This is a genomic window from Weeksella virosa DSM 16922, from assembly GCF_000189415.1.
In the GTDB taxonomy this organism is placed as follows: Bacteria; Bacteroidota; Bacteroidia; order Flavobacteriales; family Weeksellaceae; genus Weeksella; species Weeksella virosa.
In genome coordinates this window covers 1,901,964-1,918,243 of sequence record NC_015144.1, presented here as the reverse complement: position 1 = coordinate 1,918,243, position 16,280 = coordinate 1,901,964, and the positions used below count along the sequence as shown (strand labels likewise).

General features: G+C 35.2%; 16 protein-coding genes. 9 read left to right on the top strand and 7 right to left on the bottom strand.

Annotated features, from left to right (window positions below):
- Positions 1–2: 2 nt before the first annotated feature.
- The 3 genes from WEEVI_RS09270 to WEEVI_RS09260 are packed head-to-tail and all read right to left on the bottom strand — an operon-like array spanning position 3 to position 2,990.
- Positions 3–1,064, bottom strand: a complete 1,062-nt coding sequence (locus tag WEEVI_RS09270; protein WP_041942151.1) for an efflux RND transporter periplasmic adaptor subunit — start codon at positions 1,062–1,064, stop codon at positions 3–5.
- A gap of 7 nt (positions 1,065–1,071) precedes the next feature.
- Complete coding sequence (locus tag WEEVI_RS09265; RefSeq protein ID WP_013598878.1) at positions 1,072–2,400, bottom strand: TolC family protein; 1,329 nt, start codon at positions 2,398–2,400, stop codon at positions 1,072–1,074.
- An 8-nt stretch (positions 2,401–2,408) separates the two neighbouring features.
- Positions 2,409–2,990, bottom strand: coding sequence for a TetR/AcrR family transcriptional regulator (locus WEEVI_RS09260; RefSeq protein ID WP_013598877.1), 582 nt, complete (start codon positions 2,988–2,990; stop codon positions 2,409–2,411).
- Positions 2,991–3,120: 130 nt separating this feature from the next.
- On the opposite strand from WEEVI_RS09260, the gene WEEVI_RS09255 reads away from it, so the two are divergent.
- The 5 genes from WEEVI_RS09255 to WEEVI_RS09235 all read left to right on the top strand — a co-directional run bounded on the left by WEEVI_RS09255 (position 3,121) and on the right by WEEVI_RS09235 (position 9,123).
- On the top strand, positions 3,121–4,092 hold the full coding sequence (locus WEEVI_RS09255; protein ID WP_013598876.1) for a YpdA family putative bacillithiol disulfide reductase: 972 nt from the start codon (positions 3,121–3,123) through the stop codon (positions 4,090–4,092).
- Entirely contained in the window at positions 4,086–4,790 is a 705-nt protein-coding gene (locus tag WEEVI_RS09250; protein WP_013598875.1) for a class I SAM-dependent methyltransferase, read from the top strand. Before WEEVI_RS09255 ends, WEEVI_RS09250 begins: the two co-directional genes overlap by 7 nt.
- A 10-nt stretch (positions 4,791–4,800) precedes the next feature.
- Complete coding sequence (locus WEEVI_RS09245; RefSeq protein WP_013598874.1) at positions 4,801–7,077, top strand: cation:proton antiporter; 2,277 nt, start codon at positions 4,801–4,803, stop codon at positions 7,075–7,077.
- Positions 7,077–8,150, top strand: coding sequence for a DNA polymerase IV (dinB, locus tag WEEVI_RS09240; RefSeq protein WP_013598873.1), 1,074 nt, complete (start codon positions 7,077–7,079; stop codon positions 8,148–8,150). The genes WEEVI_RS09245 and dinB overlap by 1 nt, the downstream gene beginning before the upstream one ends.
- Before the next feature lie 64 nt (positions 8,151–8,214).
- Positions 8,215–9,123, top strand: coding sequence for a T9SS type A sorting domain-containing protein (locus tag WEEVI_RS09235; RefSeq protein ID WP_013598872.1), 909 nt, complete (start codon positions 8,215–8,217; stop codon positions 9,121–9,123).
- 68 nt (positions 9,124–9,191) lie between these two features.
- On the opposite strand, the gene WEEVI_RS09230 is transcribed toward WEEVI_RS09235, so the two are convergent.
- The 3 genes from WEEVI_RS09230 to WEEVI_RS09220 all read right to left on the bottom strand — a co-directional run bounded on the left by WEEVI_RS09230 (position 9,192) and on the right by WEEVI_RS09220 (position 11,756).
- On the bottom strand, positions 9,192–9,536 hold the full coding sequence (locus WEEVI_RS09230; RefSeq protein WP_013598871.1) for a T9SS type A sorting domain-containing protein: 345 nt from the start codon (positions 9,534–9,536) through the stop codon (positions 9,192–9,194).
- A 78-nt stretch (positions 9,537–9,614) separates the two neighbouring features.
- Entirely contained in the window at positions 9,615–10,679 is a 1,065-nt protein-coding gene (gene aroC, locus WEEVI_RS09225; protein ID WP_013598870.1) for a chorismate synthase, read from the bottom strand.
- 3 nt (positions 10,680–10,682) lie between these two features.
- Entirely contained in the window at positions 10,683–11,756 is a 1,074-nt protein-coding gene (locus tag WEEVI_RS09220) for a 3-oxoacyl-ACP synthase III family protein (protein WP_013598869.1), read from the bottom strand.
- A gap of 123 nt (positions 11,757–11,879) precedes the next feature.
- Here WEEVI_RS09220 and WEEVI_RS09215 point away from each other — a divergent pair, with 123 nt between their 5' ends.
- From WEEVI_RS09215 to WEEVI_RS09200, 4 genes are read left to right on the top strand one after another with little or no spacing between them, the layout of a single operon-like run.
- Positions 11,880–12,434 carry a hypothetical protein gene (locus tag WEEVI_RS09215; protein ID WP_013598868.1) on the top strand — a complete coding sequence of 185 codons (555 nt, stop codon included), beginning with the start codon at positions 11,880–11,882 and terminating at the stop codon, positions 12,432–12,434.
- A gap of 6 nt (positions 12,435–12,440) precedes the next feature.
- Positions 12,441–13,175, top strand: coding sequence for a bifunctional demethylmenaquinone methyltransferase/2-methoxy-6-polyprenyl-1,4-benzoquinol methylase UbiE (gene ubiE, locus WEEVI_RS09210; RefSeq protein ID WP_013598867.1), 735 nt, complete (start codon positions 12,441–12,443; stop codon positions 13,173–13,175).
- A gap of 30 nt (positions 13,176–13,205) precedes the next feature.
- Positions 13,206–13,958, top strand: coding sequence for a type IX secretion/gliding motility protein PorT/SprT (porT, locus tag WEEVI_RS09205; RefSeq protein WP_013598866.1), 753 nt, complete (start codon positions 13,206–13,208; stop codon positions 13,956–13,958).
- Between the two features lie 32 nt (positions 13,959–13,990).
- The gene (locus WEEVI_RS09200; RefSeq protein ID WP_013598865.1) at positions 13,991–15,133 is read left to right on the top strand and encodes an acyl-CoA dehydrogenase; all 1,143 of its coding nucleotides are present in this window, start codon (positions 13,991–13,993) and stop codon (positions 15,131–15,133) included.
- A gap of 86 nt (positions 15,134–15,219) precedes the next feature.
- Here the strand turns inward: WEEVI_RS09200 and WEEVI_RS09195 are convergent, their stop codons facing one another.
- Entirely contained in the window at positions 15,220–16,275 is a 1,056-nt protein-coding gene (locus WEEVI_RS09195) for an agmatine deiminase family protein (protein WP_013598864.1), read from the bottom strand.
- Between the last annotated feature and the right edge of the window lie 5 nt (positions 16,276–16,280).

Here is a 16,280-nt window from a genome sequence, read left to right as displayed (position 1 = left end):
CATTAGTTTATGATTTTTATTTTGGCTCCTTCTACCAAATTAATCTGCCCACTGGTGATAACTTGTTGATTTTCTTTCAGACCGCTAATTATTTCTACCTGATCTCCGATTATTCTACCAGAAACTACATTGATCAATTTTGCTGTTCCATTTTCAACTATATAGACCTGATTAGAGCTTACTCCGTTTACAAAAGCTTGCATCGGGATGGTTAACATTGGTTTTGCATCGAGCGGATTTTCTGAGTCAGAAAAAATTGCCGTTCCGTACATTCCTGCCTTTAGACTTCCGTCATTATTTACTTCGATATCAACAGGGAAATTTAATGCTCCATTTGCTTTTGGTGCTATAAATTTCACTTTTCCTACGTACGATTTATCAGGATATACGCTTACATTAATCGGAATTGTTTGCCCGACTTTTAGTTTAGCAACTTGGCTTTCATCGACCATAACTTTGAGTTTTAATCGAGAAACATTCACCAGATCAAACATCGGTGTTCCTGGCCCTACAACCGAGCCTGGTTCTATGTATTTTTTATTGACAATTCCCGATATCGTTGCGCGAACATTGGTATCAGAAATTCGTAAACCTAATGATTTTACTGCTGCTTGTGCATTTTTCAACTGTAAACGCGAATGATCCAGTTGTTGTTTAGTTACACCACCAGTTTTATAAGCATTCTCGTACCGTTGATTATCTATTATCGCATTTTGCAAATTATTCTGAGCTTGCGTAAGATCAACCTCTATCTGATCTTTTTTGATGATTGCTAAGGTTTGCCCGACTTTCACGTAGCTCCCTTCATCGACCAAAACCCGCGTTACACGACCAGCAATTTCCGAAGGGAAAGATAGTTCTTGTATTGGCTCGAAATTTCCATTCGATCGATAGTCATCTACCAGATTGGTCCATTTTACCGAGGTTACATTTACATTTATCTGATCGATTTTTTCGGTTACCAAAGCGATTTCTTTTTGTTTACTTTGTTTATTGTGGTAAATAATATATGCGCCTCCAGCTAATAAGGCTACCACGATGAGAAGAGTTATAATTTTTTTCACGGTATGATTACTTTAAGTTTGATGATGAAATTAGAGAGTGTAATTCTCCTTTTGATTTGATAAGTGCCACTTCGGCAATTTTATACTCTAGCAATGCGTTCGAATGATTATTTCTTGCATCGGTCAATGCATTTTCGGCATCGATAATTTCTGTAAGAGATGCTAAACCTTGCTGATAATTGGCTTGCGTATTGCTCAGAACCTTTTCGGCCAAAGCAACATTTTCTTTTTGGATCTCAACGCTTTGTATTGCGTTTTCTATCTGTGCTTTTGCATTGTGATATTCTAGACTGAGAGCTAATTTAGTTTCGTTGATTTGCTCTTCGATATCGAGTAAATCCACTTCTGCTTGTTGAATTTTTGCTTTTGTAGATCCTCCTGTAAATATCGGAATCGAAACATTGATACCCAATGTTGCCATATCCGACCACATAAATTCTTTAGAAAACATAAACTTATCACCAAAACCTTGGTAACCATAGTTTGCTGATAAACCTACCGTAGGATACAAATTTGCTCGTTCGGCTTCTTTGGCAAAGCCCAACAATTCTTTTTGTTTACTCAGTAATTGATATTCGGTTCTGTTTTCTACAATTGCTTCTTCGCTTACCAAGAGCGGATTGGTCTCTATCGCTTGTTCTTCTAAAACTATTGTTTGATCGATAGGATATCCCATATAAAACTTCAGTGCATTTTTACTAATTTCTACAGCATTGATCAATTGTTGTTTTGCCGAAGAAATATTGTTCAACTGTACCATTATTCGATCGAGATCGATTGGTCTTGCCAATCCATTCTCTACCAAACTTTTGATAATTTCACGAACACGGTTGGTATTCTCGTAACTAATATCAATAGTTTTTAGTTTTTCTTCTTGTACAAATACCTGATAATACGCAGTAGCCACTCGTTCTATGACTTGCTCATCGGTAAGATCTGCATTGATCTGATAGAATTCTCGAGTAGATTTTGCAGCTTTCAACCCAGTAAAAACGCGTTGATCAAAGATGGTTTGATAGACATTAATCCCAGTATTCGCATTCCAGGTTTGACCAATTTTTATCACCATTGTTTGCCCATTCATACTCAACGAAGTTTCTTGTATCAACGGATTATATTGCAAACCAGCATTCGCTTTGATTTGTGGTAAAGCTCCTGCCCGTGCTTCATCTATTTTGAAATCGGCTTTTTTTATGGCCAAATCTGCTCGTTTTGCATCGGCTTTATTTTCTAGAGCATACGTAATTGCTTCTTCTAAAGAAACGGGTTCTTGTGCTTGGACATGTCCAAAAAACAAGAAAAATACACTTACTATTGTTGATTTGATTTGTTGCATCTTTTTGTTTATGATTGGAAAAGAGTTTGCAGAATAATTTCTTTCCTTTCTGATAAAATCCTCTCGAATTCTTCATCTGTTATGTGCAACGAATGCTGAAGTAACGGTCGGATTGATAAAGGAAAATTGATAAGAGAAATCATATTTAATAAAAACTGAATCGGCTCCATTTTGGCTATAGTTCCTTTTTCCATTTCTTCTTCTACTCTTTGCAGAAACATAGTAGTCATTTCTTCTACATGATCGGGTTGCGAATAACAAATTTTATTGTTCATCTGCGTCACGATATATATTTCGAGATACGGAAATTGTAAAGCAATTGATAGAGATTCATCAATATACTCGGCTACCATCTCTCTAAAATCTAGTGTATTATCAGCAATCACATTCGTTTTATTGATATTTGTTATCCGAGCTTCATTGAAAATAATCTCGAATAAATTATCCCTCGATCGAAAATAATAGTTTATCAGGGTTCTATTAACTCCCGCTTCATCGGCAATTTCTTGGGTAGTGGCATGAAATTTTCCTTCACCAAAAAACATTCGTTTGGCAGTGTTTTTTATAATTTCTTCGGTTTGATCTTTCATTATTTAGTAATTAACAAAAATGTTAGACAAAATTATTAAGAATATTTCGATTTGACAAATTTGTTAATTTATTTTCAGGTTTCCTACCTCCAATTAAGCATTTCAGCAAACATTTCTGTAAATTTGTTCCATGACAAATGTATATGACCTAATCATTGTAGGTGCTGGCCCAATTGGTCTTGCATGTGCAATAGAAGCCAAACAAAATAATCTCAGTTATCTTGTTCTAGAAAAAGGAACTTTGACCAATAGTTTATACAATTATCCTTTGTATATGACTTTTTTTTCGACAGCAGAGCGACTAGAAATTGGCGGGATACCGTTTAATTGTATTTCTCCGAAGCCAGGGCGTCAAGAAGCACTCGAATATTATCGAAATATTCATCGCTATCATCAATTTAATTTACATCTATATGAAGAGGTAGAAGACATCAAGAAAAAAAATAATATCTTTCAGGTTCAGACCTCGAAAACATCCTACCAATGTAAACATGTAATTTTGGCTACAGGTTTTTACGATCATCCTATTCTGATGAATATTCCTGGTGAAAATTTGCCAAAAGTTCATCATTACTATAAAGAAGCTCACCCCTACTCTTTTTTGAATGTAGTTGTGGTTGGAGCGAATAATTCTGCTGTGGATGCTGCCTTGGAGTGTTATAGAAAAGGTGCAAAAGTGACTATGGTAATTCGCGGAAAAGGGTTTACCAATAGTTTAAAATACTGGGTAAGGCCCGATATAGAAAATCGTATTGCAGAAGGTTCTATCAAAGCACATTTCGAATCTACTTTGCAAGAAGTAAAAGAGAATTCGGTTTTGATCCATACGCCGAAGGAGATAATAGAACTGAAAAATGATGTTGTTTTGGCCATGACTGGTTATCAACCAAATTTTGCTTTGCTCGAGAATATTGGCATTGAGTTGAGTACCGATGGGCTAAAAACCCCTAGCTATAACCCAGAAACTATGGAAACAAATATCGATGGATTATTTTTAGCTGGTGTCGTTTGTGGAGGTCTACAAACAAATATTTGGTTCATAGAAAACTCTAGAATACACGCAGAACAAATTATCAATTCTATAAAAAACAAATCATGCTAGATTTATTCGGGCAAGCCATAAAAGATTATTACGAGCATAAAAGCAAAGGAATGCTACGAACAGAAACGAACATTTCTGAGATGGATGATTTCCCGATGGAAATCTTATTTCGTTCTTATGAACAGATGAACAAATTAGAACAAAAAGCTCTAGAATTAGCATATGGAAAAGTAGCAGACATTGGCTGTGGTACTGGTTCTCACAGTTTATATTTGCAAAACGAGCGCCACTTGGATGTTACGGCAATTGATATTTCTAGGAATGCAACCGAGGTTGCAAAAAACAGAGGCGTAAGAAAAGTAATTTGTATGGATTATATGGAATTGTCGAATGAAGTTTTTGACACAATTTTGTTAATGATGAATGGTTCTGGACTTTTCAGAAGTCTAGATGCTATTGATTTTCATTTACAGAAACTTCATCAATTATTATCACCAGAAGGCTCTATTTTTCTTGATAGCACAGATATTCTCTATATGTATAACCAAGATTTGGGTAATGAATACGAGTTGCCTTTTTCTAAGAAATACTATGGAGAAGTAGAATTTACTGTCCATTATGGTAATCAGAAGGAGAATTTTCCTTGGTTATATTTAGACAAAAATACTTTAGAAAATGCTGCTTATAACAACTATTTCTATTCAGAAGTTATTTTAGAAGATGAATTTTCTTTTTTAGCAAAACTCACGAAAATTTAATTTTTTATTTATGGAAGGTCATTTGCCTAAACTTATAATAGATTTAGCACTCATACTATGTACGGGCGCCATTACTACACTGATATTCAAAAGAATCAATCAACCCTTAGTATTAGGCTATATCATTGCAGGTTTTTTGGTTGGCCCTTATTTTCAATATTTACCGAATGTTACAGATCCAGAAAATGTAGAAATATTAGCTAAAATTGGCGTAATTTTTTTGCTCTTTAGTTTAGGATTAGAATTCAGTTTCAAAAAACTACTCAAAGTTGGCGGTGCTGCTTCCATTACAGCTTTAGTAGAAATTGTTTTCATCCTTATGGTTGGGTATTTCGTAGGTACAGCCATGGGGTGGGGCAAAATGGATAGCTTATTTTTGGGTGGGCTATTAGCCAGCTCATCTACCACAATTATCATCCGAGCTTTTGAAGAATTGGGATTAAAACGAAAAAAGTTTGCCAATGTTGTTTTTGGTATACTTATCGTAGAAGACATTGTAGTGATTTTACTCATGGTAATGCTCTCAACCTTAGCTGTTAGTCAACAGTTCGACGGAACAGAGATGCTCTCTTCTTTTGTTAATTTATTATTTTTCTTAGTCCTCTGGTTTGTAGCAGGAATATTCCTTATCCCCAGTCTTTTGCGAAATGTGAAAAAACATCTCGATGATGAAGCCCTCTTAATCCTATCGATAGGATTGTGTTTCGGCATGGTTTATATTGCAGATTTAGCAGGATTTTCAATCGAACTGGGAGCATTCGTTATGGGATCCATTCTAGCAGAAACGGTTTTTGCAGAAAAAATAAATACCACTATTGCCTCTGTAAAAAATCTATTTGCCACGATTTTCTTTATTTCTATCGGAATGATGATTAACCCAAGTTCTATGTACGAATATAAAGGCGCAATTTTTATCGTTACGCTTTTAACAATTTTCGGCAAATTATTATTCACTGATTTAGGTGCTTTAATATCAGGACAACCCCTAAAACAATCTGTACAGGTAGGAATGAGTATGGCACAAATTGGTGAATTTGCTTTTATCGTAGCCGGCTTGGGACTAACCTTGGGCGTAACAAGTGATTTTCTTTTTCCTGTTGCAGTAGGTGTATCTGCAGTTACAACTTTTACAACGCCCTATTTGATAAAACTATCCGAGCCAACCTACAATTATTTAGAAAAGCATCTACCCAAAAATATTCTACTTGCTATCTCTAAATATTCATCGGATACGCAACATATCCAAGACGAAGGAAGCTGGAAGAAAAATCTCCAAAAAACATTCTTCACTATCATTATCAATGTTGTATTGATTATTGCGATTACTTTAAGTATCAAGTATTATATCTTACTTTATTTGTATGATTATACAAAACCAAACGTTGCGCATATTATAGCTTTTGTATTAAGCTTATTGATTTCTAGTCCATTTCTTTGGGCAATTTTAGGCGATCGGCCATCTAACAAAGAATTATATAAATTATGGAATCAATCAACCTATAACAGAGGACCAATTCTTATCATTACTATAATCAGAAGTATTATTCTTATCGTGCTAATATTGTTTATTTATAACCAATTTTTCAGCAATGTATTGATCGGAATTATCTTGACAATCCTTTTACCAGTAATTATTTATACAGTCAGTCCTGGACTTAGAAATTATTATAAAACCTTTACATCTCATTTTATTTTTAATCTGAATGAACGTGAAAACCAAGAACAAGAAAGACTAAAACAAGAAAAAATAGATAACACAAACCATTACCAACATACGTGGGATAACACCCATATATCCGAAATTACCTTACCAAAACATATCGATTTTGTCGGCAAAACTCTAGAAACCTTAAACTGGCGAAAACGCTTCAATATCAATATTGCCTACATCAAACGAGGAGATCATACTATTGCAATACCCAAAAGCAACGATGTTTTGTTCTCTAATGATATCATTGGCATTATCGGTACAGATGAGCAAATACAAGGCTTTGAGAATTACATCAATTCAATCGAACAAATTATACAAGCAGAAACACCTTCTACCGAACTCAATGTTATTATAGACAAAATATCTGTACCAACTGATTTAGCTGCAGAAAATTGCAAAAATGTAGGTTGGATAAAAGACAATGCCAACGGATTAGTAGTAGCGATAGAAAGAAAAGATGGAGATATGATTTATAATCCAGACCGTAATATCCCAATCTATACTGGGGATTATATTACGATAGTGGCTGATAAAAATAATCTAAAAGAATTTATACAAAAGAATCAACTGAATTAGTGACTCGGAAGATTATCCATATCGATATGGATGCATTTTATGCATCGGTTGAGCAGCGAGATCACCCAGAACTTCGTGGCAAATGCATTGCTGTCGGGAGTAGTTCTGATCGTGGAGTTGTAGCTACAGCAAGCTACGAAGCTAGACGATACGGTGTACGTTCTGCCATGCCTTCTGCTGTAGCGAAGAGAAAATGTCCACAACTTATTTTTGTAAAAGGAAATTTTGCTGCATACAAAGAAGTTTCGAATCAAATAAAAGAAATTTTTGCAGAATACACTGACCTAATCGAGCCACTATCACTGGATGAAGCGTATTTAGATGTAACTCATAATCACCCGAATATCGAATATGCTACGACGATTGCCAAAGAAATTAAACAAAAAATAAAAGAAACAACAAAGCTCACTGCTTCGGCTGGCGTTTCTTTCAATAAATTTTTAGCCAAAATTGCATCCGATTATCGTAAACCAGACGGTTTGTTTGTCATCACACCCAAAATGGCCGAAAAATTTGTAGAAGAATTACCTATCGAAAAATTTTACGGAATTGGGAAACAGACTGCACAACGGATGCGGATGATGAATATAGAAACAGGGAAAGACCTAAAAAAACTTTCATTGGAAAAAATCCTTCGAGAATTCGGAAAATCGGGTTTGTATTATTACAATATCGCTCGTGCAATTGACCACCGAGAAGTGAAAAGTCATCGCATCAGAAAATCGATCGGGACAGAAAATACCTTTGTTACCGATTTGAATGATCTACAAGAACTGAAGAAACGTCTTATTCCGATGATCGAAGAAGTGTGGATGTGGACTGTGAAAAACCAAACGTATGGTAGAACAATTACCCTGAAAATGAAGTTCAATGATTTTCAAGTGAGCACAAAAAGTAAAACGTTTTTATTTTCAATTCAAGATGCTCAACTTTTCAAGCAAGCAGCTTTAGAGTTATTGCAAGAAGCTTATACTCCTTTTCGACCTGTACGACTTATCGGAATTTCCTTAAGTAATCTAGACCACAACAAACTATATGGCGAACAATTGCGTATAGAATTTCCTCAAGATTAGAACAATCTTTGCTTACAGCCTTTTCTTTTTTTATAATTACATTTATCAAAAATTGTAACTAAATATGAAAAATATTCTACTATTTGCTTTAAACTTTTTTGTTTGTAACAGCTATGCACAAACTACTAAAATTTCTTTCGAAGAGAATGAAGGCTTCATAAGCGGCCCGCTCAACAACCAAAAAGGTTGGTTTGCTTACCATATAGTCGACGATGATTTTGTTGCCTACGATGGTGGAGAAATCAGCAAAGAAAAGCAATCGGACGGAGAGAACTCTCTTTACCTTATTCCAACATCTACCTTTGGCTTCAAAGGGGTTCTTAACAAAGTTTCACCAATATATGATCGAACCAAAATTTCGATGGATATTTTTTTAGAACCTAAAAGTTCAGATTTGATGTCGGATATTGTTTTGAGTCTAAAAAACCAAGATTCTCTTGCTCTGGCTTCGATTAATTTTAGTGGTTTTGATGATAAAATTTATGCGGGAGTTGGGGACTTTTTAGAAGAAATTCCGAATTCTTCTTTCGAAACAAACCAATGGTTAAATGTGACTTTCGAAATTGATCAAACAAAAAAGAACTCAAAAATATACTTAGAAAGCACCAAAATTTTAGACAATTCTTTTGCACCTTTTGGTGGGGAGTTGAGTTTTTTCGATTTGTTTATGATTGATTTAGGAACGAGTTTTTACATTGATAATATCAGAATCTCTCAATTAGATATCCTATCGACAAATGAAAATTCTTCTACAGAATTGGAGATTTATCCGAATCCAAGTCATGATTATATCCATCTAAAAACCAAGGAAAAAGTCGAGACTTTGCTTTTATTTGATGCGTATGGTAAATATATTTCATTGCCCAAAACAAACCAACAAACCATTGATATTCAACATTTAGAAAACGGAATTTATTATTTACAACTCAAAACTCCTGATTCGGTAATTATCAAGCGAATTATCAAAAAGTAAAAAAATAGGGAAGAAAAAAGGGTAGAAAAATTTCTACCCTTTTTTATCTTGACACTTAATATTAGATGCTAATTTTTTATCAACGTTGTCACTTCAGAATTTCCATTACTGAAGAATGTTTTTACTATATATTTACCTTTTTTTAGGTTTGCAACATTCATAACAACGGTATTCGACTCTGGCCTAATATTTAGAACCTCATTTCCAATGATAGAATATATAGCGATTGAGTTTACTTTCGTTGAAACTTTAGAAGCATTCACAGTTATCTGATTAGTAGCAGGATTGGGAGAGATCAACACAACTTTCTCCTCGTTCTGCAAAGACATTGGATTATGACGAGTACCTGTCTGTGCAGATAATTGTGTGATTCCTATAAATATATAAAATATAAAAAATATAATGTTTCTCATACACTACGGCATTATCATTCCAAATATAATGAAATTTGATTAATATTTATATATTATTCCAAATAATATACCAATTATTTAATTTATTCTTTCTTGGGAACGATTATACAAAGTCATATCCGCTAATACCAAGGCCGTCATTGCATCTACAATCGGCACAGCTCTCGAAACAACACATGGATCATGACGACCTTTCCCAATAAAAGTTGTTAATTCGTTATTTTGGTCAATCGTTTCTTGTACTTGCATCAAAGTAGCAACAGGCTTAAAAGCTATTTTGAAATAAATAGGCATTCCGTTTGAAATTCCACCTTGTATACCGCCCGAGAAATTTGTTTTCGTTCGCATATTTGGCAAAAAAAGATCATTTATTTGAGAACCTTTCTTTGTAATAGCATCAAAACCCACTCCATATTCGAAACCCTTTACTGCATTGATACTCATCATTGCATGGGCTAAACGCGCATGCAATTTATCGAATATTGGCTCTCCTAAACCAACCGGTACATTCTCTACAACGCAAGTAATTTCGCCTCCAATCGTATCGCCTTCTTTTCTGATTTGTTTAATATATTCAATCATTTGATCGGCAATATCATCATCAGGACAACGAACAATCGAATGATCTATTTTTTGAAGATCAAGTTCTTGAAAAGATTTTTCTGTTCTGATAGTCCCCACAGCCGAAACATATGAACGAATAGAAATTTCTGGTATAATATGTTTTGCAATTCCACCAGCAACTACCCAATTTGCGGTTTCACGGGCAGAGGCTCTACCACCACCGCGATAATCGCGATGCTGATATTTCTTATGATAAGTAAAATCGGCATGAGATGGTCGATAAACATCTTTGAGATGGTCGTAGTCTTTGGATTTTTGGTCATTATTAGGAATTAAAAATCCAATAGGAGCACCTGTAGTTTTTCCCTGGAAAATACCAGAAAGAAACTGCACTTGATCCAGCTCTTTTCTTTGGGTAACAATTGCTGATTGTCCTGGTTTTCGTCTATCCAATTGATGCTGAATATAATCAAAATCCAAAACAATATTGCTCGGACAGCCACTCAACACACCGCCAATTGCGGGACCGTGACTTTCTCCGAATGTAGTTAATTGCAAAAGCTTACCAAGTGTACTCAAAACTTATTTTTTGTATTTATAGACAAAAGAATTGATATTCATACTTGCCCCAACCGAAGCAAATAATAGATAATCATCCTTATGAAATTCGTGATTACCTAACTCTTTCTTTTCTATTAAATCGTACATAATCGGAATCGTAGATACCGAAGTGTTACCAAGTTTTTGTACAGTCATCGGATCTATAGTTTCTGGGACTGGTGTGTCGTATAATTTATAGAAACGCTCGATCATTGCATGGTCCATCTTAGCATTTGCTTGATGAAGAAGGATTTTTGATAGTTTATCGATAGGCACTTTTGCATCTTCTAGAGTTTCCTTTAGTGCATTCGGTACATTGCGAAGCGCAAATTCGTACACCTTTCTTCCTTTCATTCGAATATTTTTATTCGAACCTACATAATCGCTTTTTAATGACGGACCGTTTACTAAGTAATGTAATTCTTCACCCGTATAGCTTAATGTATTGTATGCTATTACTCCATATTTCTCATCGGCCTCTTCTCTAGACAGTACGACTGCCCCCGAACCATCTGCAAAAATCATTGCGGTACGATCATGTGGATCCACTGCTCGAGAAAGAGTATCTGAACCAATGACCAAAACATTTTTAGCATTCCCACCCTGGATTAATTGGTGGCCTAAAATGATTCCTTCTACCCAACCTGGACAACCAAAAATCATATCGTAAGGGCGACATTTCAGGTTTTTGATGCCTAAATTATGTTTTACTTTAGAAGACATTGATGGCATCATATCGATTTGTCTCGAAACCGGATCTATATCCCCAAAGTTCTGAGCTACAATAATATAATCGATAGTTTCTTTATCTATTTGTGCATCTTCTATTGCTTTTTGGGCAGCAAAAGTGGCAATATCAGAATTGAGATATTGATCATCAACGTAACGACGCTCCTCGATTTCGGTAATTTCTTGAAATTTCTTAATGATTTCTTCTCCTGGTTTTTCTATACGAACACCATTTTCATCATAAAACTCATAACCCAAAAAATACGAATTATCGATAACTTTTTCTGGGATATATCGTCCACTCCCTTTTATAACGGAATTTATCATTTGGATTTTTTACTATTAAATTAAAGCGAAAAAATAAGAGCAAATATAAGGAATTATCTCATGGTAGGAAAAAATAGATGATCTTGATTTTTTGGATTAGTAAAGTATGCCTATTTTTACAGCATGAAAAAAAATCCAGCTTTCGTAGGTTTTTTGTTGGTATTGTCTATTCTAGGCATCATTTTACTTGTCTATTTTAATATATTAGACAAAAAAAATGGCTATGTAGTCGCTAATCCATCCAACAAACAACTGGTGATACATGTTGATGATCAACAATATACCATTGCACCACAACAAAATGTTCGTGTCTCGATCGAAAAAGGTCCTCATCGTATAAAATATAATCATCTTGGCGAGGAAATAGACACAATTATCGATATTAATCGCAGTAATGGCTTAATAAACCCTACCAGAACCACCTATTATACTTTTTCTCGTCCGTATGGTTTTCGAGAAAATGTAGATTCACTTTTTCGTTCTACGCATGTTACGATAGACAATAAAGTTTATTTTGGTAAAATAGTAAAATCGGATCGTTTATACATCGAAAACTTTTATTACAATTTGGATGAAAATTATCCGAAAGTTTTTTTAAAAAGTGACAAAGAAACCAATTTAACGAAAATCTTCAATGAGGAAGACTTCAAGCAATTTTATTTTGAAAATTACGAATAATCTACAATGGCAAATCATGATAATATAAAACCTTACGAAGGATCTAATCTTACAAAAAAGAAGCAAGTAGAACAGATGTTCGATGCTATATCGCCGAAATATGATTTATTAAACCGCGTTTTGTCTGGAGGAATAGACATACAATGGCGCAAAAAAGTTATCAAAATCATCCAACAAACCAAACCCGAAACAGTACTAGATATTGCTACGGGAACAGGTGATTTAGCAATTATGATGGCAAAACACACCAATGCAAAAATTACAGGACTCGATTTGTCTGCCGGCATGTTAGAGGTCGGACGGAAAAAAGTTGCCATGGAAAAACTACAAAATAGAATAGAATTGATTCTTGGTGATTCTGAAAATCTACCTTTCCCAGATAATAGCTTCGATTGTGTGACGGTTTCTTTTGGTGTACGAAATTTCGAAAATTTAAAAAAAGGATTAGCCGAAATCAGACGCGTTTTGAAACCTGGTGGAACCTTTGTAATTTTAGAATTCTCGTACCCTTCTAAATTCCCAATGAAACAATTGTATTCTTTTTATTCTTCTACCCTTTTACCACTTATAGGACGTTTGGTATCAAAGGATCAGAGTGCATATACATATTTACCCGAATCCATAAGCGCTTTCCCACAAGGAGAAGAAATGAAATCAATCCTAAAAGATGTCGATTTCATGCATCCGAAAGATTATCGATTGACATTTGGGATTGCAAGTATTTATAGTGCTGTAAAATAAAATTTAATTATCTTCGTTCCGAATAATGTTATGAAACATAGATTACTCTTACTTATCGTTTTGGTTAGTGCTTATAGTTTTGGGCAATTTCGTCCGAACTATGACAAGCAATGGAACAGAGAATTTACCGACCTGAAGAAATATTCTTTTGGTTTTTATATTGGTACCAATCTTATGTCGTATAAAGTTGTACCGAAGAAATTTATCAATAATGCCACCCCAACTGATGATGGTACAACCAACTATGGACAAGTATACTTGGCACAAGAAAACTCTCCAGGAATATCGGTTGGATTAATCGGGCGTATGCGTGTGAATGATTTTATCGACCTGAAAACTGAACCAGGTTTGCATATATCAGAAAGAACCTTATATTTTAGAAACGTAGATTTGGAAAACACCAATGACTTGCAAAGAGATGTGAAAGCCACCTATGTAGAAGTACCAATTTTGGTTAATTTTCATGGAGATCGCTGGTTCAATACCCGCCCTTACTTACAAGCAGGATTTGGTTATGCAATGAACCTGCAAGCCAATGAAGATAAAACAGATGATAATTTAAGTGGTGTTTTTAGAACAACGAAAAACAACTTCAACTGGCAAGCCGAAATTGGTGCTGAATTATATTTCAAGAAATTCAAGATGACCCCTGCAATCAAAGGTGTTTTCTTTTTCAATAATGAGTTGGTACGTGATAATGACGAAATCGCCAATCCACAATACACTGGTACACTCTATGAACTAAAATCTAGAGGAGTATTCTTTAGTTTGAAATTTGAATAATAAGTTAACTACAAAATAACAATCATAAAACAATGAACTTTCAACTATCAGAAGAGCAGCAAATGATACAACAAGCCGCTCGCGACTTTGCAAAAACAGAACTTTTACCAGGAGTTATCGAGCGCGATGAGACCTCAACCTTTCCAACAGATGCTGTAAAGAAAATGGGCGAATTAGGATTTTTAGGGATGATGGTTGACCCGAAATACGGTGGAGCTGGTTTGGATAGTGTATCCTATGTTTTAGCGATGGAAGAAATTGCAAAAGTAGACGCATCTGCAGCAGTAGTCATGTCGGTAAACAACTCTTTGGTGTGCGCCGGAATGGAAAAATATTGTAACGAAGAACAAAAACAGAAATACTTGGTACCTTTAGCAAAAGGAGAAAAAATTGGTGCCTTTTGTTTATCAGAACCAGATGCAGGATCCGATGCAACTTCTCAGAAAACAACAGCAATCGACAAGGGAGATTATTACCTATTGAACGGAACCAAAAACTGGATCACAAACGGAGGTACCGCTTCTACTTATATAGTAATTGCCCAAACACACGAAGAAAAAGGGCATAGAGGTATAAACGCTTTTATTGTAGAAAAAGGCTGGGAAGGCTTCGAAATCGGACCAAAAGAACAAAAAATGGGTATCCGTGGATCGGACACACACTCACTTTTTTTTAATGATGTAAAAGTACCAAAAGAAAATAGAATTGGTGAAGATGGTTTTGGTTTCAAATTCGCGATGAATGTTCTAAATGGTGGACGAATTGGGATTGCATCTCAAGCCTTAGGGATTGCACAAGGTGCCTATGAATTAGCCTTAGAATATGCAAAAATTAGAAAAGCTTTCGGGACAGAAATTATCAATCACCAAGGTGTAGCGTTTAAGCTAGCAGATATGGCAACCAATATTACGGCAGCTAGAATGTTATGCTTAAAAGCAGCTGTAGAAAAAGACGAAGGAAAGGATATTTCAGAGTCTGGAGCAATGGCCAAGCTTTTTGCTTCTACTACTGCCATGTGGGTAACAACCGAAGCTGTACAAATCCATGGAGGAAATGGTTACGTACGAGAATACCACGTAGAACGCATGATGCGTGATGCCAAAATTACTCAGATATACGAAGGAACATCTGAAATACAGAAAATTGTAATTTCACGTTCTATCGCAAAAGGATAATTATTATCTTATCTATTAAAAATAAAAAAGGAACTCCCATGGAGTTCCTTTTTCTATTATATATCGTTCTGAATATAAAAACCTCATTAAATTTTTGGTTCTTGCTGACTTAGACAATGAAAACTGCCTAGACCCCATATAATTTCGGTAGAATCTATCCCAACAACTTTTCTATCTGGAAAACATTTTTGGATAATTTCTAATGCAATCGCATCTTTATCACATCGATATGTAGGCACAATCACCGATTTATTTGCAATATAGAAATTTGCATACGATGCTGGCAAACGCTCACCTTCGCAATAAACTGCGTCTGGCATAGGCAATTGCACGACATTCAGCAAACGACCATCTTCCAACTTCATTTCATATAACTGTTTCAGATTGTTTTGCAACACCGCATAATTGTCATCCTCCTTGTCCTCCTCGACAACGCAAAGAACCGTATCTTCATTCACAAAACGAATGGTATCATCAATATGGCCATCTGTATCGTCTCCTACAATTCCGTCATCGACCCAGAGAACTTGCGAAACTCCATAGTAATTTCTCAAATACTCTTCGATTTGTTCTTGATTTAAGTGAGGATTGCGGTTAGGGTTTAATAAACAAGATTTCGAAGTAAGCACCGCTCCTGCTCCATTGAAGTCCACCGCTCCCCCTTCCATTATAATCTGAGGATAAAAAACAGGTAAATTTAATTTCTCTGCTACTTTGGTCGGGATAACATCATCTAAATCATACGGTGGATATTTTCCTCCCCAGGCATTGAAATCCCAATCAACGACAACTTTCTCTTTGGTTGCTCGATTTACTAAAAAAGCTGGTCCATGATCTCGACACCAAGCATCATTGGTTGGATGAATAAAATATTCTATCTGATCGAGATAAGCATCCGTTTTCTTGATATGAGCATCAGCAAAACGCATCATTTCTTCATCTACAACATTGATTCTCACAATCTCGCTTTTAGACAATTCGGCTATAAATTGTGCATATGCAGGATAAATCAAATGAATTCTATCGGGCCAAGACTCTTCTTTGTGTGGCCAAGATAGCCATGTCGCTTCGTGCTCTTCCCATTCTGCAGGAAAATGAAATCCTAAATCTTTTGGGTATTTTGTGGTATCGATTTTCGTCAATTTTC